We start from the raw sequence: 19,355 nt of genomic DNA on the forward strand, positions 1-19,355 counted from the left end.
ATGTGAAACAGGTCGCTTGATTACATGAAAACGCCCGTAAAAAACTGCCGCTTTTGCGGGCATATGCCCAAAGCTAACACGATTCAGTTACTTTACACTGTATACAGGTCGTGATTTTGCTTACTGGCAACGCAAGCAAACGAAAAGGTACCCTCCCGTAGGGGGGAGGGATTTACCTCAGGAAAGTAAAGTTCCCCAGTTTTCAACCCAGGGATTGGACTGGCTCTCCGGCTCCGGATGTTCGCTGGCGTCAATGAATAATATCTCCCCCACCCGCTGCGCGCTTTGCTCTTGCAACAGGGCATCAAACTGTTTGCCGCCATTACAGAAATTGGGGTAGCTGCTATCACCTAGCGCAATCACCCCGTAACGCAGGTTTGGTTGAAAACCGACTGTATCTTTAATGCCGTGAAAGAGCGGCGCAATGCTATCCGGTAGATCGCCCTGCCCGGTCGTCGAGGTAACGACCAGCGCAACCTTATCCTGATATTGCTGCCAGTCGGACAGTTCAGGATCTTCAAACACGGTCGCGCTGTGGCCCTGTCTGGCGAGGATCGCTTCCGCTTCTTCCGCCACCAGCAGTGAGTTGCCATACATGGTCCCGACAAAAATACCAATTTCTGCCATTATGCGTATCTCCCTGAATTATGCCTGATGAGTCTCATCCTGCCGGGACGCCGCCGTAAACTCAACCCTTTCATTGTCAGGGAGAAGTCCCCGCCAGCCAAACTGTGTCAGCGCCTGCATCCAGGTTTCATCCAACCCGGCCTGAATTATCAACGGCTGTCCGGTGAAGGGGTGCGTCAGCTCAAGCCGACTGGCATGAAGCATCAAGCGACGACAGGCAAAATGCTCTGCGGCGCTGCGGTTTTGTCGCAAATCGCCATGCTTGCTGTCGCCGATGATAGGATGACGCAGATGCGCCAGATGACGACGAAGCTGGTGCTTGCGTCCCGTTTTTGGTTCCAGCTCAACCAGACCATAACGCGTGGTGGGATAACGCCCGGTCGGCACCGCCATTTCGACCGTCGCCAGCCCGCGATACTGCGTTACAGCCGGCTGGGGCGCTTTATCTTCGCGGGCGAATTTATCGGCAATTTTATCGCGCTCTTCCACCAGCGGATAATCCAGTACCGCGTCATCCATCAGCCAGCCGCGCACAATGGCATGGTAGCGTTTACGGATGTGGTGCTGCTCGAACTGCTGCGCCAGACGGCGTCCCGCTTCGCTGGACAGCCCCATTAACAGTACGCCCGACGTGGGTCTGTCGAGACGGTGGGCGGTAAAAACATACTGGCCGATTTGGTCGCGCACCGTTTGCATGACCACGACTTTTTCGTCGCGATCCAGCCAGCTCCGGTGAACAAGCCAGCCTGCGGGTTTATTCACGGCAACCAGCCACGGATCTTGATAGAGGATCTCCAGCATCAGGATTTATCGCGGACGAATAGCGCATCCAGATCCTGCAAAACCGCCAGGATCGCCTCCCGCTGCGGATGATCCGCCGCCAGCGCCATTTCATAATAAGGGGCGACGGCAAACGCCTCGGGCAGCGGCTGCGCATTATCAAGTAGGGTATGCATACGTGGGATCAGTACCCATTGCAGCCATTCCAGCGGTTCCATGGTATCCATATAAAATGGTTGAGTGCTGGTAAACAGGTGCGCCTGCGGCGCATCCAGCCGCCAGTGGCGATGCTCGCGCAGCAGCGTTTCAAGCGCATGTAACTGCTGACGCACACGGTCATGAGTCGTCATATTAAAAACCTCAATGATGAAAATCTGGCGCGAAGAATAACAAAAAAAAGGGAGCACTGTATAAACAGTGCTCCCGGTTCGTTTCGCAGCATTCCAGCTACTTTTCGTGCTCCCTGCTCATCCGTGACAACTTTTCCTGTGACCTTACGGCCTGTTCATCCTGAACGTTTGCATCCTGCGCACATCGCCCGATGTGATAACTTCTTCCTGAAGCGTCCCTGGTCATCCAGACCCGCCGAACATCCTGATCGGCTCTCGTTCTCCGTCCTGGAGGTGTCCTTTAACGCATCCTGCGCTTTCCACTTTGCTTCATCCTGAAGCCTTTCCTTGTAACACCATCCTGGCGTGTCCTGCTGAAGCGTCATCATCCTGACGTTCGCTTCGTTGTACGACTCCCTGTCGACGAAGATAGAATCGCCTGTTTCACCTTGTCTTACAAGACGCTTACAGACAATACCTTAAGTAAATTTTCATATGAAAGTGCGCAAAAACATTTTAATTAGTTGTTTTATATAGACTTACATAAGAAAACGGGGCTCAGTATCCGCTGATATCCTGGCGATCTCCTACAGACTTTGTAAGAGATCTCTCACACCCGTTAGGGCAAACGATTACAGAAGAGGATTAAGTTGCGTAAGGAATTCCGCAAGCGTTGCGGCAAGAACGGTACGATTGCGGGTGCCCAGCGTTTCTTTAATCACCTCGCCGGACAGATTACAGACCGAAATGACCTCAAGCTCATTTTCCTGCGTCGCAATAAAAAGCGTGGGAGGAAGCTTGAGCCGCTTTTGCGTGACCAGGTGGCCTATCAGATTTTCCTGCACGCGCCGAAAGTCATCCTGACTCCAGGTTTGCAGTAGCGTAAGCTTTTCATCCGCAAACTGCGCGGGCATGTCGCCAGCAAACTGCGTGGTGTAAAACGCGTGGAGCGCAGGTTGTACCATAATATCAAAGGCGCGTTCAACCGCGTTTACATTTTCTTCGCCTTCAAAAGGTTGCGGCTGCCAGTAAACGGCATCGCGGGTTGAAGAAATAATGCACGGAGAAGGTACGCCATACAGTTCTTCGCTCAACGGCCAGCTACCGTGTTTTTCTTGCCACGCGTCGCAGTAACGCGTCGTAAAGGCTTTCAATGCCTGCGCTGTCAGTTCGTCCACCAGTTTCTCTCTTCATAAAAGCCAGGATACACTTGGCGCATAGTGTATCTGGTTTATGACGGTGAAACATGTCTTCTTATGAAAACCATCAGGCTCTTGATGGCCTGACTCTCGGAAAATCAACGGATTACCGGGACAATTATGACGCCAGCCTGCTGCAGGGCGTACCGCGCAGTTTGAATCGCGACCCGCTCGGATTAACAGCCGATAATTTGCCGTTCCACGGCGCGGATATCTGGACGTTGTATGAACTTTCCTGGCTTAACAGCCAGGGTCTTCCGCAGGTCGCCGTCGGGCATGTCGAACTGGATTACACCAGCGTTAATTTAATCGAATCCAAAAGCTTTAAACTGTATCTGAACAGCTTTAACCAGACGCGCTTTGACACCTGGGAGACGGTGCGCCAGACGCTGGAGCGCGATCTGCGCGCCTGCGCGCAGGGCAACGTTAGCGTGAAGCTTCATCGTCTTGATGAGCTGGAAGGACAGCCTGTCGCCCATTTCCACGGCGCCTGTATTGACGATCAGGATATCAGTATCGACAACTACCAGTTTACTACCGACTATCTGCAACATGCGGTCAGCGGCGAGAAGCAAGTAGAAGAGACGCTGGTCAGTCATCTGTTGAAATCCAACTGCCTGATCACCCACCAACCGGACTGGGGCTCGATACAAATTCAGTATCGCGGGCGCAAAATCGACAGGGAAAAACTGCTGCGTTATCTGGTCTCCTTCCGTCACCATAATGAATTTCACGAGCAGTGCGTAGAGCGTATTTTTAATGACATTCTGCGCTTCTGCCAGCCGGAAACGTTAAGCGTTTATGCGCGCTATACTCGCCGCGGCGGGCTGGACATTAATCCCTGGCGCAGCAATACCGATTTCGTGCCCGCCACGGGCAGGCTGGCGCGACAGTAATTTTTTTGTCAATTTTGCGTGCCGGATTGCGCATGTAAGGTTGTGAAAGGTCATCAGCCAAGGCTATTGTAATCAACAGGGAATGGCGTGTTGCGTCCCATAAGGAGTTTACTTGATTACACATATTAGCCCGCTTGGCTCAATGGATATGTTGTCGCAACTGGAAGTGGACATGCTGAAACGCACGGCCAGTAGCGACCTGTATCAACTGTTTCGTAACTGTTCACTTGCCGTTCTTAACTCCGGCAGCCTGACCGACAACAGCAAAGAGCTGCTGTCCCGCTTTGAAAATTTCGATATTAACGTACTGCGCCGCGAGCGCGGCGTGAAGCTGGAATTGATTAATCCGCCTGAAGACGCCTTTGTTGACGGGCGGATTATTCGTGCGCTACAGGCTAACCTGTTCGCGGTGCTGCGCGACATTCTCTTTGTGAATGGGCAGATCCATAATGCCGGTCGTTTCCAGCATCTGGATCTTGAAAGCTCAACACATATCACCAATCTGGTGTTCTCCATTTTGCGCAACGCCCGGGCGCTGCACGTCGGCGAAGCGCCAAACATGGTGGTATGCTGGGGCGGCCACTCAATTAACGAAAACGAGTACCTGTATGCCCGTCGCGTCGGCACGCAGTTGGGATTACGCGAGCTGAACATCTGCACCGGCTGCGGCCCTGGGGCGATGGAAGCTCCCATGAAGGGCGCGGCGGTCGGTCACGCGCAGCAGCGCTATAAAGACAGCCGCTTTATCGGCATGACTGAACCTTCCATTATTGCGGCTGAACCGCCTAATCCGCTGGTGAACGAACTGATCATCATGCCGGATATTGAAAAACGCCTGGAAGCGTTCGTCCGTATCGCACACGGTATCATCATCTTCCCGGGCGGCGTGGGTACGGCGGAAGAGCTGCTTTATTTGCTGGGGATTCTGATGAATCCAGCCAATAAAAATCAGGTGCTGCCGCTGATCCTGACCGGACCCAAAGAAAGCGCCGATTACTTCCGCGTGCTGGATGAGTTTATTACCCATACGCTGGGCGAAGCGGCCCGCCGTCATTACCGCATCATCATTGACGATGCGGCGGAGGTAGCGCGGCTGATGAAGAAAGCGATGCCGCAAGTGAAAGAGAATCGCCGCGATACCGGCGACGCCTATAGTTTTAACTGGTCGATGCGTATTGCACCGGATCTGCAGGTACCGTTTGAGCCGTCGCATGAGAATATGGCCAACCTGAAACTGTACCCGGATCAGCCGGTTGAGATTCTGGCGGCAGATCTGCGACGCGCCTTCTCCGGTATTGTCGCGGGGAACGTGAAGGAGGTCGGGATACGCGCCATTGAAGCTAATGGTCCGTATAAAATCCACGGCGATCGAGAGATGATGCGTCGCATGGACGATCTGCTGCAGGGATTCGTCGCGCAGCATCGTATGAAATTGCCAGGTTCCGCCTACATCCCCTGTTACGAGATCTGCGCTTAGCGCTTATGCCCGGTTGCCGCCAGCAGCCGGGCGCTTCTCCCATTCCTTTCATTGCGGTATGGCGATTAACGTATGCCTTCATTTTTTATGATAATCATCAGAGGCATAGCCCGCATTGTTTTATAAACACCATTTATAATTCATCATAAATAGATTGCCAGGCAAACGTTTACCTGACTCCTCTTACCGTGATTTATCGGTTCAAACTCTCATTCTTCGCCAGAATCCACTAAAAACCTTGATTTTTATAGTCAAACCTCCGTATCTTGCGCCCCAATCTTTCCGGCCTTATATCGTTAATGGTAGCCTTCGCGCCCGGAAATTCGTTATGACGTTTTTTTAATAGATTAATGGTCCAAATTTATCCATGTAAGAAGCGGATTATTGCATTTGAGATCGGGATCACTGATAGATTCATCACTTAAATGTATCTTTCCGCCCGAAAATTATTACGGCGAAAAATTATATAAAAAGCGTCCCTAAGCAGATTTCATTTTACGATCAGGTCTTTTTTCATTGGATTAGACCAGCAACCTGATTTTTAGCATCCTCCAGGAGAAATAGATGGAAACCACTCAGACCAGCACTATTGCTTCGATTGACTCTCGAAGCGCATGGCGCAAAACGGATACCATGTGGATGCTGGGCCTTTACGGCACGGCTATCGGCGCGGGCGTTCTGTTCCTGCCGATCAACGCAGGCGTCGGCGGCATGATTCCGCTCATCATCATGGCGATTCTCGCTTTCCCGATGACCTTTTTCGCACACCGTGGTTTAACCCGCTTCGTGCTGTCCGGTAAAAACCCGGGTGAAGACATCACTGAAGTCGTTGAGGAACACTTCGGTATCGGCGCAGGTAAACTGATTACCCTGCTCTACTTCTTCGCGATTTACCCCATCCTGCTGGTTTACAGCGTGGCGATTACTAATACCGTGGAAAGCTTCCTGACCCACCAGTTAGCGATTAATCCGCCGCCGCGGGCGATTCTTTCCCTGATCCTGATTGTTGGCATGATGACCATCGTGCGCTTCGGCGAGCAAATGATCGTTAAGGCGATGAGTATCCTGGTATTCCCGTTCGTCGCTGCGCTGATGCTGCTGGCCTTGTACCTGATCCCGCAGTGGAACGGCGCGGCGCTGGAAACGCTGTCCTTTGATTCCGCCGCGTCTACCGGTAACGGTCTGTGGATGACGCTGTGGCTGGCGATTCCGGTGATGGTTTTCTCTTTCAACCACTCCCCGATCATCTCCTCCTTCGCGGTTGCGAAGCGTGAAGAGTACGGTGAAGGCGCTGAGAAGAAATGTTCTAAAATTCTGGCCTTCGCCCACATCATGATGGTGCTGACCGTAATGTTCTTCGTCTTCAGCTGCGTGCTGAGCCTGACGCCGGCAGATCTGGCAGCGGCAAAAGAGCAGAACATCTCTATCCTGTCTTACCTGGCGAACCACTTTAACGCGCCGATCATCGCCTGGATGGCGCCGATCATTGCGATGATTGCTATCACCAAATCCTTCCTCGGCCACTACCTGGGCGCGCGTGAAGGCTTTAACGGGATGGTGATTAAATCGCTGCGTGGTAAAGGTAAATCCATCGAAATCAACAAACTGAATAAAATTACCGCGCTGTTCATGCTGGTCACCACCTGGATTGTGGCGACGCTGAACCCCAGCATCCTGGGCATGATTGAAACCCTGGGCGGCCCGATCATCGCGATGATTCTGTTCCTGATGCCGATGTATGCCATCCAGAAAGTACCGGCAATGCGTAAGTACAGCGGTCATATCAGCAACGTATTCGTTGTGATTATGGGCCTGATTGCCATCTCCGCTATTTTCTACTCACTGTTCAGCTAAGTCCTTTAGCGCCGCTTACCGCGGCGCTTCTCTATGATACAACCGCAATGGATGCCCTATGATTAGCGTATTCGATATTTTTAAAATCGGCATTGGCCCTTCCAGTTCTCACACCGTCGGACCAATGAAAGCAGGCAAGCAGTTCACGGACGATCTGATTGCCCGCCATATCCTTACAGATGTCACCCGCGTCGTGGTGGATGTCTACGGCTCTCTGTCATTGACGGGCAAAGGCCACCACACTGATATCGCCATTATTATGGGCCTGGCGGGGAATCTGCCGGACACCGTCGATATCGACGCCATTCCGTCCTTTATCCAGGATGTGAACACCCATGGGCGTTTACTACTGGCCAATGGGCAGCATGAAGTCGAATTTCCGGTCGATAAGTGCATGAATTTCCACGCCGACAACCTGTCTCTGCATGAAAACGGGATGCGTATTACCGCGCTGGCGGGCGATAAGGTGCTCTACAGCCAAACCTACTACTCCATTGGCGGCGGCTTTATCGTCGATGAAGAGCACTTTGGTTTGACGAATAGCGAACCCGTTAACGTACCGTACCCTTACAAAACCGCCGCGGATTTACAGCGCCACTGCCAGGAGACGGGTCTGTCGCTCTCCGGTCTGATGATGCAAAACGAACTGGCTCTGCACAGTAAAGAAGCGCTGGAGCAGCACTTCGCCAGGGTCTGGGAGGTGATGCGCAGCGGTATTGAGCGCGGTATCACCACCGAGGGCGTATTGCCGGGCAAACTGCGCGTTCCGCGTCGCGCGGCGGCGCTGCGTCGGGTGCTGGTCAGTCAGGATAAGACCACCACCGATCCGATGGCGGTCGTCGACTGGATCAATATGTTCGCGCTGGCGGTGAACGAAGAGAATGCCGCAGGCGGACGAGTAGTCACTGCGCCGACTAACGGCGCATGTGGTATTGTTCCGGCGGTGCTGGCGTACTATGACAAGTTTATCCGCGAAGTAAATGCTAACTCACTTGCTCGCTATATGCTGGTCGCCAGCGCGATTGGCTCGCTGTATAAGATGAACGCCTCTATTTCCGGCGCCGAAGTGGGTTGTCAGGGAGAGGTCGGCGTGGCCTGTTCCATGGCGGCAGCGGGTCTGGCCGAGCTGCTGGGCGGTAGTCCGGCGCAGGTGTGTATCGCCGCAGAAATCGCCATGGAGCATAATCTGGGGTTAACTTGCGATCCGGTTGCCGGTCAGGTACAGGTTCCCTGCATTGAGCGTAACGCGATTGCTTCAGTCAAAGCAGTCAACGCCGCGCGTATGGCGCTGCGCCGTACCAGCGAACCGCGTGTATGCCTCGATAAAGTGATTGAGACCATGTACGAAACCGGTAAAGACATGAACGCTAAGTACCGCGAAACTTCGCGCGGCGGCCTGGCGATGAAGATCGTTACCTGCGATTAATTCTCAGCACATTTTAGGATCTGTAGGCCGGATAAGGCGCTCGCCGCCATCCGGCTTTTGTTGCCTGATGGCGCCTCGCTTATCAGGCCTACGGATAGCGCTATTTCGCAATGCTCGCCTCCCCCCGCCGTGAATGTTACCCTACGCGCAGGTTTGTAAGGGAGAACACCGTGGCTGCTCATCTGCTTATCGTCGACGCGCTCAATTTGATTCGCCGTATTCACGCCGTTCAGGGATCGCCCTGTGTGGAAACCTGCCAACACGCGCTCGATCAATTGATTATCCACAGCCAGCCAACCCATGCCGTAGCGGTATTTGATGACGACGCGCGCAGCAGCGGCTGGCGTCACCAGCGTTTGCCGGACTACAAAGCAGGACGTCCGCCGATGCCTGACGATTTACATAATGAAATGCCCGCCCTACGCGCCGCGTTTGAACAGCGCGGCGTACGCTGTTGGGCATCAGACGGTAACGAAGCGGACGATCTGGCGGCGACGCTGGCGCTAAAAGTTACCGAAGCCGGACACCAGGCAACCATTGTGTCAACCGATAAAGGCTATTGCCAGTTGCTCTCTCCGGGATTGCGCATTCGCGACTACTTCCAGAAACGCTGGCTGGACGCGCCGTTTATTGAAAAAGAGTTTGGCGTACTCCCCCGGCAGTTGCCGGATTACTGGGGTCTGGCAGGAATCAGTAGTTCGAAAGTCCCCGGCGTTGCCGGTATCGGCCCTAAAAGCGCGACCCAGCTGTTGGTTCAGTTTCAAAATCTGGAGGGAATTTACGCCCATCTGGACGAGGTGCCGGAAAAGTGGCGCAAAAAGCTTGAGACGCATAGAGAAATGGCATTTCTCTGCCGCGATATTGCACGTCTGCAAACCGATTTACATATCGACGGAAACTTACAGCAGCTACGGCTGGCGCGGTAGTTTTGTTGCCGGATGGCGGCGTGAACGCCTTATCCGGCCTACAGAACTGCACGAAATGTAGAGCGGATAAGCGCAGCGCCATCCGGCAAAATTACCAGGCGGTATGATACAGTTCGACAATGTCCGCCAGACTCGCTTCACGCGGATTGCCGCCCGTACAGACATCATCGAACGCCGCCTGCGCCAGCGCCGGGATATCCTCTTTTCGAACGCCGACATCACGCAAATGCAGCGGAATTCCCACATCGCGATTTAGCGTAAATACGGCTTCCACTGCGGCATTACGCGCCTCTTCAAGACTCAATCCTTCTACCTTCACCCCCATCGCCCGGGCGATATCACGGAATTTCTCGTTGGTAGACCCGGCATTGAAACGCATCACATGCGGAAGCAAAATAGCATTCGCGACGCCGTGTGGCGTGTTGTAAAACGCGCCCAACGGATGCGCCATCCCATGCACCAGCCCCAGCCCCACATTGGAAAACCCCATCCCGGCAACGTATTGCCCCAGCGCCATCGCCTCACCGGCCTCTTTTTCTCCGGCTACGGCGCCGCGCAGCGCGCCAGCAATAATCTCAATGGCTTTGATATGTAATGCATCCGTCAGCGCCCATGCGGCCCGGGTAATATAGCCTTCAATAGCATGGGTTAGCGCATCCACGCCCGTTGCCGCTTTCAGCGCGGGCGGCATACCGTCCATCATATCGGCATCGATAAATGCCGCCTGCGGAATATCATGCGGATCGACACAAACGAATTTGCGCCGTTTCTCTTCATCGGTAATCACATAATTGATAGTGACTTCCGCCGCGGTTCCCGCCGTTGTCGGGATCGCCATAATCGGCACGCTGGGTTTACGGGTCGGCGATAGCCCTTCCAGACTGCGCACATCGGCAAATTCCGGATTGTTACTGATAATACCGATCGCTTTGCAGGTATCCTGCGGAGAACCGCCGCCAATGGCGATGAGATAGTCCGCGCCACTTTGGGTAAAGACCTTAAGCCCTTCCTGGACAACGGAAATCGTAGGATTAGGGATCACGCCCGCATAGATCTCCCACGCCAGCCCTGCGGCATCCATTCTGCTTGTCACTTTATCGACCACACCGCATTGCACCAGCGTTTTATCGGTAACAATCAGCGCTTTATGATAACCGCGGCGCGTCACCTCATCGGTTAATGCGTCCACCGCTCCCCGGCCAAACCATGCCGTTTCATTCAGAATCATTCTGTTCGCCATCGCCTGTCTCCTGACATCACTCTTCAATACGTAACCCGTAAGTTTTAAATTTCTCCAGTACGATAGCGATCGCCTCGTCATCCAGTACCGGTACCGGATCGACAATGGCCAGCGTACTTAAATAGAGCTGCGCCAGCACTTCCACTTCATGCGCCAGCCACAACGCTTTGTCTAAATTTTCTTCACAAGCGATAAGCCCGTGATGCTGTAACAGCGTCGCTTTACGATTTTTAAGCGCCACGGCAACATGGCCAGAAAGTTCGCGGGTGCCAAAAGTGGCGTAGGGCGCGCAGGGAATAGAGTTTCCTCCTGCGGCGGCAATCATGTAGTGAATCGCCGGAATCGGGCGATTCAGGATCGAGACTGCCGTACAATGGACAGCGTGGTTATGTACCACGGCATTGGCGTCAGGGCGCGTCTGGTATGCCGCCATATGAAAACGCCACTCGCTGGAAGGCAGCTTGCCCTGCTCATGCTGACCGTCTGCATCAATAAAGACAATGTGCGACTCTGTCAGCTTCTCGTAGGGGATCCCCGTCGGCGTAATCAGCAATCCGCCCTGATAACGTACGCTCACGTTACCTGCCGTCCCCTGATTTAACCCTAACCGCGTCATTTCCAGACAGGTATCAATAATCTGACGCGCCAGTCTATTTCGTTCCATTATTTACCTCTCTCTGTGATTCAAAATGAGACAACAAAACCGCCTTTCGCATCGCGCTGCTGTCCTGTTGAAATAATCAAATAGTTAGCAACTATCATCATACTGAATAAAGAGAAGGGAATTTAAATAACGATATTTTGTGATTCACATCAATTAATTCGCCACGATAAACCAGACGACTACCGTTTCTCTCGCCGATAAATGCCCGCTCTTAATAATATTTTTTAAAACGGGCAAAAATGAAGAATAAGTTACTACTGCCCGTTTTCGTGGCAATAATTTAATTCGGGCATTCAGTCTGTGGTTTTTTAAATTAAACATCTCAAACGGTCATTTTTTTATGGAAATTAAAGTGATGATAATCACAGAACGCTCTGCTCTCAGGTATAAATGTGACCGCCATCATATTAAAAGGCCTTTTTTATTTGAAAATGAATCCATGAGTTCATTCCGGACGCCAATTTATTACCGGAAAGAAAAGCGAACTCACCTAATTTTACGGTCTGGTGACCAGAACCGACCGCACGCAAAAGCTTCTGAACCGATGAGGATGCTATGGGAAACACAACAATACAAACGCAGAGTTTTCGTGCTGTGGATGCAGAGCAAAGCAAGAGCAAGCGCTACATTATTCCATTCGCCTTACTTTGCTCGCTATTTTTTCTGTGGGCCGTCGCCAATAATCTGAATGACATTTTATTACCGCAGTTTCAACAAGCTTTTACGCTAACTAACTTTCAGGCTGGGCTTATTCAGTCAGCCTTTTATTTCGGTTATTTCGTCATTCCAATCCCCGCTGGGATTTTGATGAAAAAACTCAGTTATAAAGCAGGGATTATCACCGGGCTTTTTTTGTATGCTGTTGGCGCCGCATTATTCTGGCCTGCCGCCGAGATAATGAATTACACATTATTTTTAATTGGCCTGTTTATCATCGCCGCCGGTTTAGGCTGCCTTGAAACTGCAGCCAACCCTTTTGTTACGGTATTAGGTCCAGAAAGCGGCGGACATTTCCGGCTTAATCTGGCGCAAACTTTTAACTCCTTTGGCGCTATTATCGCCGTTGTGTTTGGGCAAAGCCTTATTTTGTCTAACGTGCCGCATCAATCGCAAGAAGCGCTTGATAAAATGACGCCGGATCAGCTTAGCGCCTATAAACACAGCCTGGTGTTATCGGTACAAACGCCATACATGATTATCGTCGCCATCGTATTAGTAGTTGCGCTGCTGATTATGCTGACCAAATTTCCGGCCCTGCAAAGTGACGATCATAGCGATGCTAAACAAAGCTCTTTCTTATCTTCTCTCTCCCGACTCATCCGTATTCGCCACTGGCGCTGGGCGGTGCTGGCGCAGTTCTGCTACGTGGGGGCGCAAACCGCCTGCTGGAGCTATCTGATCCGCTACGCCATTGAGGAGATCCCTGGAATGACGCCCGGTTTCGCCGCCAATTACCTGACCGGCACGATGGTGTGCTTCTTTATCGGCCGTTTCACCGGGACCTGGCTTATCAGCCGCTTCGCGCCGCATAAAGTGCTGGCCGCCTACGCCCTGTTTGCCATGCTCCTGTGTCTGATTTCCGCCTTTAGCGGCGGACATATCGGCCTGCTGGCGCTGACGTTGTGTAGCGCATTTATGTCAATCCAGTACCCAACCATCTTCTCGCTGGGTATCAAAAATCTGGGACAGGACACTAAGTACGGCTCGTCTTTTATCGTCATGACCATTATTGGCGGCGGTATTGTCACGCCAGTAATGGGCTTCGTTAGCGACGCCGCAGGCAAAATCCCGACCGCCGAACTGGTTCCGGCATTGTGCTTTGCCGTCATCTTCATTTTTGCCCGTTTCCGTTCACAAGCGGCGACAAACTGAACATTTATCCGAATAACGTGAGGAATCTGTCATGAAAAAAATCAGCTTACCGAAAATCGGTATCCGCCCGGTGATTGATGGACGTCGTATGGGCGTACGCGAGTCGCTCGAAGAGCAAACCATGAACATGGCGAAAGCGACGGCGGCGCTCATCACCGAGAAAATCCGCCACGCCTGTGGGACACAGGTGGAGTGCGTCATTGCGGATACCTGTATTGCCGGAATGGCGGAATCCGCCGCCTGTGAAGAAAAATTCAGTAGCCAGAACGTGGGCGTGACCATTACCGTTACGCCGTGCTGGTGCTATGGCAGCGAAACCATTGATATGGACCCGATGCGTCCGAAAGCCATCTGGGGCTTTAACGGCACAGAGCGTCCCGGGGCGGTTTACCTTGCCGCAGCGCTGGCGGCGCACAGCCAGAAAGGCATTCCGGCGTTCTCCATTTATGGCCATGATGTGCAGGATGCCGACGATACCTCCATTCCCGCCGACGTCGAAGAAAAACTGCTGCGTTTTGCGCGGGCAGGGTTAGCGGTAGCCAGCATGAAAGGCAAAAGCTACCTCTCCGTCGGCAGCGTGTCGATGGGGATCGCGGGTTCCATTGTCGATCATAACTTCTTTGAATCCTGGCTGGGCATGAAGGTGCAAGCGGTAGATATGACCGAACTGCGCCGCCGTATCGATCAAAAAATTTATGATGAGGCCGAACTGGAGATGGCGCTGGCGTGGGCGGATAAAAACTTCCGCTACGGCGAAGATCAAAACGCCTCGCAGTATAAGCGCAATGAAGCCCAGAACCGCGCGGTGCTAAAAGAGAGCCTGCTGATGGCGATGTGTATTCGCGACATGATGCAGGGCAACAAGACGCTGGCAGACAAAGGGTTAGTTGAAGAATCGCTGGGCTACAACGCCATTGCCGCCGGCTTCCAGGGCCAGCGCCACTGGACCGATCAATACCCGAACGGCGATACCGCCGAAGCGCTGCTCAATAGCTCTTTTGACTGGAACGGCGTACGCGAACCTTTTGTCGTCGCCACCGAAAATGACAGTCTGAACGGCGTAGCGATGCTGTTCGGCCATCAACTCACCGGTACCGCGCAGATATTCGCCGACGTACGAACCTACTGGTCGCCGGAAGCCGTAGAACGCGTCACCGGCCAGGCGCTCAGCGGCCTGGCGGAACACGGCATTATTCACCTGATTAATTCCGGTTCTGCCGCTCTGGACGGTGCCTGTAAACAGCGCGACAGCGAAGGCAAGCCGACTATGAAACCGCACTGGGAAATCAGCCAACAAGAGGCGGATGCGTGTCTGGCGGCCACCGAATGGTGCCCGGCGATTCACGAATACTTCCGCGGCGGCGGCTACTCATCCCGTTTCCTGACCGAAGGCGGCGTGCCATTCACCATGACCCGCGTGAATATCATCAAAGGCCTGGGACCAGTGCTGCAAATCGCCGAGGGCTGGAGCGTCGAACTGCCGAAAGCGATGCACGATCAGCTTGATGCCCGCACCAACTCTACCTGGCCTACCACCTGGTTTGCGCCGCGTCTTACCGGCAAAGGTCCGTTTACCGATGTCTATTCGGTGATGGCGAACTGGGGCGCTAACCACGGCGTACTCACCATCGGCCATGTAGGGGCGGACTTTATTACTCTCGCCGCGATGCTGCGTATCCCGGTATGTATGCACAACGTGGAGGAGGCGAAGATCTACCGTCCTTCCGCCTGGGCGGCTCACGGTATGGATATCGAAGGCCAGGATTATCGCGCCTGCCAGAATTATGGCCCGCTGTATAAACGTTAATGCGGCTTAGCCCGGTGGCGCAGGCTTACCGGGCCTACGGGCGCGTGAACCGTAGGCCGGATAAGCGTAGCGCCATCGGGCGGCGTTTATGGAGTTATCTATGAAACAAGACGTTATCCTGGTTCTCGACTGCGGTGCGACAAACGTTCGGGCGATCGCCGTTGATCGCCAGGGGAAAATTGTCGCCCGCGCCTCAACCGCTAACGCCAGCGACATTGCCGCAGAAAATAGCGCCTGGCATCAGTGGTCGCTGGACGCCATCCTGCAACGTTTCGCCGACTGCTGCAGGTCACTCTCCAGCGCCCTGTCGGAGTGTGTTGTTCGCGGTATTACGGTGACTACGTTCGGCGTCGATGGCGCGCTGGTCGATGCGCAGGGCAAGCTGCTCTACCCGGTCATCAGTTGGAAATGCCCGCGAACCGCTGCCGTGATGGAAACGATTGAGCGCTTTATCTCGCCCCGGCAATTGCAGACGCTCTCCGGCGTCGGCGCGTTCAGCTTTAACACGCTGTATAAACTGGTCTGGCTTAAAGAGAATCATCCGCGCCTGCTGGAACAAGCTCACTGCTGGCTGTTTATCTCGTCGCTGATTAACCACCGTCTGACCGGCGAGTTTACGACCGATATCACTATGGCAGGCACCAGCCAGCTACTGGATATCCATCAGCGCGACTTTAGTCCGGAAATCCTGCAGGCGACGGGCCTGGCGCGCCGCCTGTTCCCGCGTATCGTGGAAGCGGGCGCCCCGATAGGCACGCTACAGACAGACGCGGCCAGGCTACTCGGACTCCCGGCGGGTGTGCCGGTGATCTCTGCCGGACATGATACTCAGTTCGCGTTATTCGGCGCTGGCGCGCAGCAAGGTGAACCGGTGCTCTCCTCCGGAACCTGGGAGATTCTGATGGTGCGCAGCGGTCAGGTGGATACCTCGCTGCTCAGTCAGTATCCGGGCTCGACCTGTGAACTGGACAGTCAGTCGGGGCTTTATAACCCCGGAATGCAGTGGCTGGCCTCCGGCGTACTCGAATGGGTACGAAAACTGCTGTGGACGCCGGAAACGCCATGGCAAACGCTGATCGACGAAGCGCGCGCTATTCCCGCCGGCGCGGAAGGCGTGCGGATGCAGTGCGATCTGCTCGCCTGCCAAAATGCAGGCTGGCAGGGCGTGACGCTCAATACCACCCGCGGCCATTTCTATCGCGCCGCGCTGGAAGGCCTGACGGCGCAACTTCAGCGTAATCTGCGCACGCTGGAGAAAATCGGCCATTTTAACGCCACAGAACTGTTACTGGTTGGCGGCGGCAGTCGCAACGCTTTGTGGAATCAAATTAAAGCGAATCAGCTTGATATCCCTATCAAAGTGCTGGACGACGCGGAAACCACCGTGGCCGGCGCTGCCATGTTTGGCTGGTACGGCGTAGGCGAATTTAGTAGCCCGGAACAGGCGCGCGCGCAGGTCAATTATCAGTATCGCTATTTCTGGCCGCAAACCGAACCTGAAATTATTGAGGGAGTATGAAATGCTAAAAACCATTTCACCGTTAATTTCCCCGACACTGCTCAAAGTGCTGGCCGAGATGGGCCACGGGGACGAAATCATTTTTTCTGACGCTCACTTTCCCGCGCATAGCCTGGGCCCGCAGGTGATTCGCGCCGATGGTCTTAGCGTCAGCGATCTACTGCGGGCAATCATTCCGCTCTTTGAGCTGGATAGCTACGCCCCGCCGCTGGTGATGATGGCCGCCGTGGAAGGCGACACGCTCGATCCCAGCGTTGAAGCGCGCTATCGCGATGCCTTGTCATTAGAAGCGCCGTGCCCGGATATCGTTCGTATCGACCGCTATGCGTTTTATGAGCGGGCGCAAAAAGCGTTTGCGATCGTTATCACAGGTGAGTGCGCGAAGTACGGAAATATTCTTTTAAAAAAAGGGGTAACGCCGTAATCTCTTGCCGGTGCGCCCGCATGACGCGGGCGTTCATCGAATGATGGGGTGAGAAAAATGAAAGCGGCACGCCAACAAGCGATAGTCGATCTGCTGATCAATCATAAAAGTCTGACCACCGAAGCGCTGGCCACCCGGCTTAACGTCAGTAAAGAGACCATCCGCCGCGATCTCAGTGAACTACAGACGCAGGGAAAAGTGCTGCGTAATCACGGACGAGCTAAATATATTCATCGTGAAAATCAGGACAGCGGCGATCCATTCCATATCCGCCTGAAAAGCCATTATGCGCACAAAGCCGATATTGCCCGTGAAGCGTTAGCGTGGATAGAAGAAGGAATGACGATTGCGCTGGATGCCAGTTCAACCTGCTGGTATCTGGCCCGCCAGTTGCCGGATATTCCCATTCAGGTTTTTACCAATAGCCATCCTATCTGTCAGGAGCTGGGAAAACGCGAACGCATTGCGCTGATAAGTTCCGGCGGCCAGCTTGAACGTAAATATGGCTGTTACGTTAACCCGTCGCTTATCTCACAGCTAAAATCGCTTGATATCGATCTGTTCATCTTTTCCTGCGAGGGAATCGACGGCGGCGGCGATCTGTGGGACTCCAATGCGATCAACGCCGATTTTAAATCTATCCTGCTCAGGCGCGCCTCGCAGTCTTTATTATTGATTGATAAAAGTAAATTTAATCGTTCAGGAGAGGCGCGCATCGGCCATCTGGATGATGTGACGCATATTGTTTCAGATGCGCCGCAGTCATAGGCCAGATAAGCGTGCGTCATCCGGCGCTGATGACGCGCCGGATGACGGCAGCGCGTTTTTATCGCTCGTCGCGACGTCCGCCAACAGCCGCCCACAACCGACGCACGTGTACCGTCACTTCTTCGCGATCGTGATAAAGCTGACGCGCCTGGATCTGCGCATTAACGCCATGCTCATCCAACTGCGCCTGAAGATACGCCAGGTTATGCGACACCTCTTCATAGCGTTTTTTCATCGGCAGTTTAAGGTTAAAAATCGTCTCCCGGCACCAGCCGTTCACCAGCCACTGCGCCATTAATGCGGTGACTTTGGCCGGCTTCTCCACCATATCGCAGACCATCCATGAAATATTATTCCGGTTCGGACGGTACCTGAAGCCATCCTCACGCAACCAGGTCACCTGTCCGGTGTCCATCAGGCTTTGCGCCATCGGGCCGTTATCTACGGAGTAGACCCACATATTGCGCTTCACTAACTGGTACGTCCATCCGCCGGGACAGGCGCCCAAATCCACCGCATACATGCCGTTCGCCAGACGTTCATCCCACTCATCTTCCGGGATGAAAACGTGGAGCGCCTCTTCCAGTTTCAGCGTTGAGCGGCTCGGCGCATCAGACGGAAACTTCAAACGCGGGATGCCCATATAAAACGGTGAATTGTTATGCGCGAACGAATAACCGGTATAGCAACATCCTGGCGCGATAAAAAAGACATGAACGACCGGACGCTTCGGCGTTTCATAATTCGCCAATACGCCCGCATCACGCAAAGCCGCGCGCAGCGGCACCGTAAATTTGCGGCAGAACTTCATCAGTTCTTTACTTTCATTGGTGTCGGCGACTTCAACCCGCAGCTCGCCGCCCTTTTCCACTACGCCCTGCAACATGCCGACAATCGGCGTAATTCTGTCTTCCGGCGGTAAATGTTGCAGCAGTTCACCCACCACAAACCACTGGCGGGCGAAAATCAGCGAACTGAACGGCAGTTCTGAAATCAGCTTTTCGCCATCTTCTGGCTGGTAGCATTCATAAATGACATAGCCTGCGTTCTCTTTTACGCGTGCAAAACCAAATAGTTCCCGTTTTCCCGCTTTATCGGTAATTTCTGCAGCGCACTCTTTTTCAAACCCCGGACGGCAGAGCAATACAACTTTATTCATGGCTCGCGCCCTTACGTTTCATACGAATGGCGCCAATCAGCAATAGCGCCCAGCCCACCAGGAAACTGACGCCGCCGACAGGCGTGATATACGCCCACAGGCGCAGATGCGAAAGCGCAAGGCAGTACAGACTGCCGCTAAACAGCACCGTGCCCAGCGCCAGAAAAACGCTGCTCCAGTAAAACCAGATGCTGATACGGCGCTGCATCGCCACCGCCAGGCCAAAGATCGCCAGCGTATGGAACGCCTGATATTGCAGGCCGGTCTGAATCCAGCCCATTTCAACCACGCCCAGGGTTTTACTCAAAACATGCGCCCCGAACGCGCCCAGAGCAACGTAAATAAAACCGCTGATAGCGGCGACAATCAGCATAAAACGGCTGGTCAT

General features: G+C 53.7%; 18 protein-coding genes. 10 read left to right on the forward strand and 8 right to left on the reverse strand.

The features are described 5' to 3' along the window. Nucleotides 1-177 precede the first annotated feature (177 nt). The 4 genes from ABVM99_RS05435 to syd form a co-directional block, all read right to left on the reverse strand. Entirely contained in the window at nt 178-627 is a 450-nt protein-coding gene (locus ABVM99_RS05435; protein ID WP_000807738.1) for a flavodoxin, read from the reverse strand. An 18-nt stretch (nt 628-645) separates the two neighbouring features. Continuing rightward, a complete protein-coding gene (gene truC, locus ABVM99_RS05440) occupies nt 646-1,428 on the reverse strand; it encodes a tRNA pseudouridine(65) synthase TruC (RefSeq protein ID WP_023194888.1) in 783 nt (260 codons plus the stop codon). Further along, nucleotides 1,428-1,757, reverse strand: a complete 330-nt coding sequence (locus ABVM99_RS05445; RefSeq protein WP_000207012.1) for a YqcC family protein — start codon at nt 1,755-1,757, stop codon at nt 1,428-1,430. The genes truC and ABVM99_RS05445 overlap by 1 nt, the downstream gene beginning before the upstream one ends. Nucleotides 1,758-2,368: 611 nt before the next feature. Further along, nucleotides 2,369-2,914, reverse strand: coding sequence for a SecY-interacting protein (gene syd / locus ABVM99_RS05450; RefSeq protein ID WP_000343990.1), 546 nt, complete (start codon nt 2,912-2,914; stop codon nt 2,369-2,371). Between the two features lie 68 nt (nt 2,915-2,982). Here syd and queF point away from each other — a divergent pair, with 68 nt between their 5' ends. The 5 genes from queF to xni all read left to right on the forward strand — a co-directional run bounded on the left by queF (nt 2,983) and on the right by xni (nt 9,514). Continuing rightward, nucleotides 2,983-3,831 (forward strand): NADPH-dependent 7-cyano-7-deazaguanine reductase QueF, encoded by an 849-nt coding sequence (gene queF, locus ABVM99_RS05455; protein WP_000100456.1) that lies wholly within the window; start codon nt 2,983-2,985, stop codon nt 3,829-3,831. 112 nt (nt 3,832-3,943) lie between these two features. After that, a complete protein-coding gene (gene ppnN / locus ABVM99_RS05460; protein WP_000627973.1) occupies nt 3,944-5,308 on the forward strand; it encodes a nucleotide 5'-monophosphate nucleosidase PpnN in 1,365 nt (454 codons plus the stop codon). 564 nt (nt 5,309-5,872) lie between these two features. Then, entirely contained in the window at nt 5,873-7,162 is a 1,290-nt protein-coding gene (gene sdaC, locus ABVM99_RS05465) for an HAAAP family serine/threonine permease SdaC (protein WP_000450462.1), read from the forward strand. A gap of 58 nt (nt 7,163-7,220) precedes the next feature. Beyond that, the gene (gene sdaB, locus ABVM99_RS05470; RefSeq protein ID WP_000626384.1) at nt 7,221-8,588 is read left to right on the forward strand and encodes an L-serine ammonia-lyase II; all 1,368 of its coding nucleotides are present in this window, start codon (nt 7,221-7,223) and stop codon (nt 8,586-8,588) included. Between the two features lie 170 nt (nt 8,589-8,758). Then, on the forward strand, nt 8,759-9,514 hold the full coding sequence (gene xni, locus ABVM99_RS05475) for a flap endonuclease Xni (protein ID WP_023194889.1): 756 nt from the start codon (nt 8,759-8,761) through the stop codon (nt 9,512-9,514). A 91-nt stretch (nt 9,515-9,605) separates the two neighbouring features. Here xni and fucO read toward each other — a convergent pair whose 3' ends face one another. Continuing rightward, nucleotides 9,606-10,754, reverse strand: coding sequence for a lactaldehyde reductase (fucO, locus tag ABVM99_RS05480; protein WP_000013565.1), 1,149 nt, complete (start codon nt 10,752-10,754; stop codon nt 9,606-9,608). A 16-nt stretch (nt 10,755-10,770) separates the two neighbouring features. Beyond that, nucleotides 10,771-11,418, reverse strand: coding sequence for an L-fuculose-phosphate aldolase (gene fucA, locus ABVM99_RS05485; protein WP_052938167.1), 648 nt, complete (start codon nt 11,416-11,418; stop codon nt 10,771-10,773). A 555-nt stretch (nt 11,419-11,973) separates the two neighbouring features. Here fucA and fucP point away from each other — a divergent pair. The 5 genes from fucP (at nt 11,974) to fucR (ending at nt 17,808) form a co-directional block, all read left to right on the forward strand. After that, nucleotides 11,974-13,290 (forward strand): L-fucose:H+ symporter permease, encoded by a 1,317-nt coding sequence (gene fucP / locus ABVM99_RS05490; protein ID WP_000528622.1) that lies wholly within the window; start codon nt 11,974-11,976, stop codon nt 13,288-13,290. Nucleotides 13,291-13,321: 31 nt separating this feature from the next. Continuing rightward, entirely contained in the window at nt 13,322-15,097 is a 1,776-nt protein-coding gene (gene fucI / locus ABVM99_RS05495; protein WP_023194891.1) for an L-fucose isomerase, read from the forward strand. Between the two features lie 100 nt (nt 15,098-15,197). Continuing rightward, entirely contained in the window at nt 15,198-16,616 is a 1,419-nt protein-coding gene (fucK, locus tag ABVM99_RS05500; protein WP_000806780.1) for an L-fuculokinase, read from the forward strand. A gap of 1 nt (nt 16,617) precedes the next feature. After that, nucleotides 16,618-17,040, forward strand: coding sequence for an L-fucose mutarotase (gene fucU / locus ABVM99_RS05505; RefSeq protein ID WP_000920848.1), 423 nt, complete (start codon nt 16,618-16,620; stop codon nt 17,038-17,040). A gap of 57 nt (nt 17,041-17,097) precedes the next feature. Beyond that, entirely contained in the window at nt 17,098-17,808 is a 711-nt protein-coding gene (fucR, locus tag ABVM99_RS05510; protein ID WP_000642330.1) for an L-fucose operon activator, read from the forward strand. A gap of 58 nt (nt 17,809-17,866) precedes the next feature. Here fucR and rlmM read toward each other — a convergent pair whose 3' ends face one another. Together rlmM and ABVM99_RS05520 are read right to left on the reverse strand one after the other, a co-directional pair. After that, nucleotides 17,867-18,967 carry a 23S rRNA (cytidine(2498)-2'-O)-methyltransferase RlmM gene (gene rlmM, locus ABVM99_RS05515; RefSeq protein ID WP_023194892.1) on the reverse strand — a complete coding sequence of 367 codons (1,101 nt, stop codon included), beginning with the start codon at nt 18,965-18,967 and terminating at the stop codon, nt 17,867-17,869. Then, the gene (locus tag ABVM99_RS05520; RefSeq protein WP_000203913.1) at nt 18,960-19,355 is read right to left on the reverse strand and encodes a DUF423 domain-containing protein; all 396 of its coding nucleotides are present in this window, start codon (nt 19,353-19,355) and stop codon (nt 18,960-18,962) included. The genes rlmM and ABVM99_RS05520 overlap by 8 nt, the downstream gene beginning before the upstream one ends.

Origin of the sequence: Salmonella sp. SJTUF15591 (genome assembly GCF_043356435.1) — a bacterium.
GTDB classification, from domain to species: Bacteria; Pseudomonadota; Gammaproteobacteria; order Enterobacterales; family Enterobacteriaceae; genus Salmonella; species Salmonella enterica.

What these genes read in the sequence shown, in the direction of transcription:
- ABVM99_RS05435 (WP_000807738.1), bottom strand. Translation starts at nt 627, where the DNA reads ATGGCAGAAATTGGTATTTTTGTCGGGACCATGTATGGCAACTCACTG.
- truC (WP_023194888.1), bottom strand. Translation starts at nt 1,428, where the DNA reads ATGCTGGAGATCCTCTATCAAGATCCGTGGCTGGTTGCCGTGAATAAA.
- ABVM99_RS05445 (WP_000207012.1), bottom strand. Translation starts at nt 1,757, where the DNA reads ATGACGACTCATGACCGTGTGCGTCAGCAGTTACATGCGCTTGAAACG.
- queF (WP_000100456.1), top strand. Translation starts at nt 2,983, where the DNA reads ATGTCTTCTTATGAAAACCATCAGGCTCTTGATGGCCTGACTCTCGGA.
- sdaC (WP_000450462.1), top strand. Translation starts at nt 5,873, where the DNA reads ATGGAAACCACTCAGACCAGCACTATTGCTTCGATTGACTCTCGAAGC.
- sdaB (WP_000626384.1), top strand. Translation starts at nt 7,221, where the DNA reads ATGATTAGCGTATTCGATATTTTTAAAATCGGCATTGGCCCTTCCAGT.
- fucO (WP_000013565.1), bottom strand. Translation starts at nt 10,754, where the DNA reads ATGGCGAACAGAATGATTCTGAATGAAACGGCATGGTTTGGCCGGGGA.
- fucA (WP_052938167.1), bottom strand. Translation starts at nt 11,418, where the DNA reads ATGGAACGAAATAGACTGGCGCGTCAGATTATTGATACCTGTCTGGAA.
- fucP (WP_000528622.1), top strand. Translation starts at nt 11,974, where the DNA reads ATGGGAAACACAACAATACAAACGCAGAGTTTTCGTGCTGTGGATGCA.
- fucI (WP_023194891.1), top strand. Translation starts at nt 13,322, where the DNA reads ATGAAAAAAATCAGCTTACCGAAAATCGGTATCCGCCCGGTGATTGAT.
- fucK (WP_000806780.1), top strand. Translation starts at nt 15,198, where the DNA reads ATGAAACAAGACGTTATCCTGGTTCTCGACTGCGGTGCGACAAACGTT.
- fucU (WP_000920848.1), top strand. Translation starts at nt 16,618, where the DNA reads ATGCTAAAAACCATTTCACCGTTAATTTCCCCGACACTGCTCAAAGTG.
- fucR (WP_000642330.1), top strand. Translation starts at nt 17,098, where the DNA reads ATGAAAGCGGCACGCCAACAAGCGATAGTCGATCTGCTGATCAATCAT.
- rlmM (WP_023194892.1), bottom strand. Translation starts at nt 18,967, where the DNA reads ATGAATAAAGTTGTATTGCTCTGCCGTCCGGGGTTTGAAAAAGAGTGC.
- ABVM99_RS05520 (WP_000203913.1), bottom strand. Translation starts at nt 19,355, where the DNA reads ATGACCAGCCGTTTTATGCTGATTGTCGCCGCTATCAGCGGTTTTATT.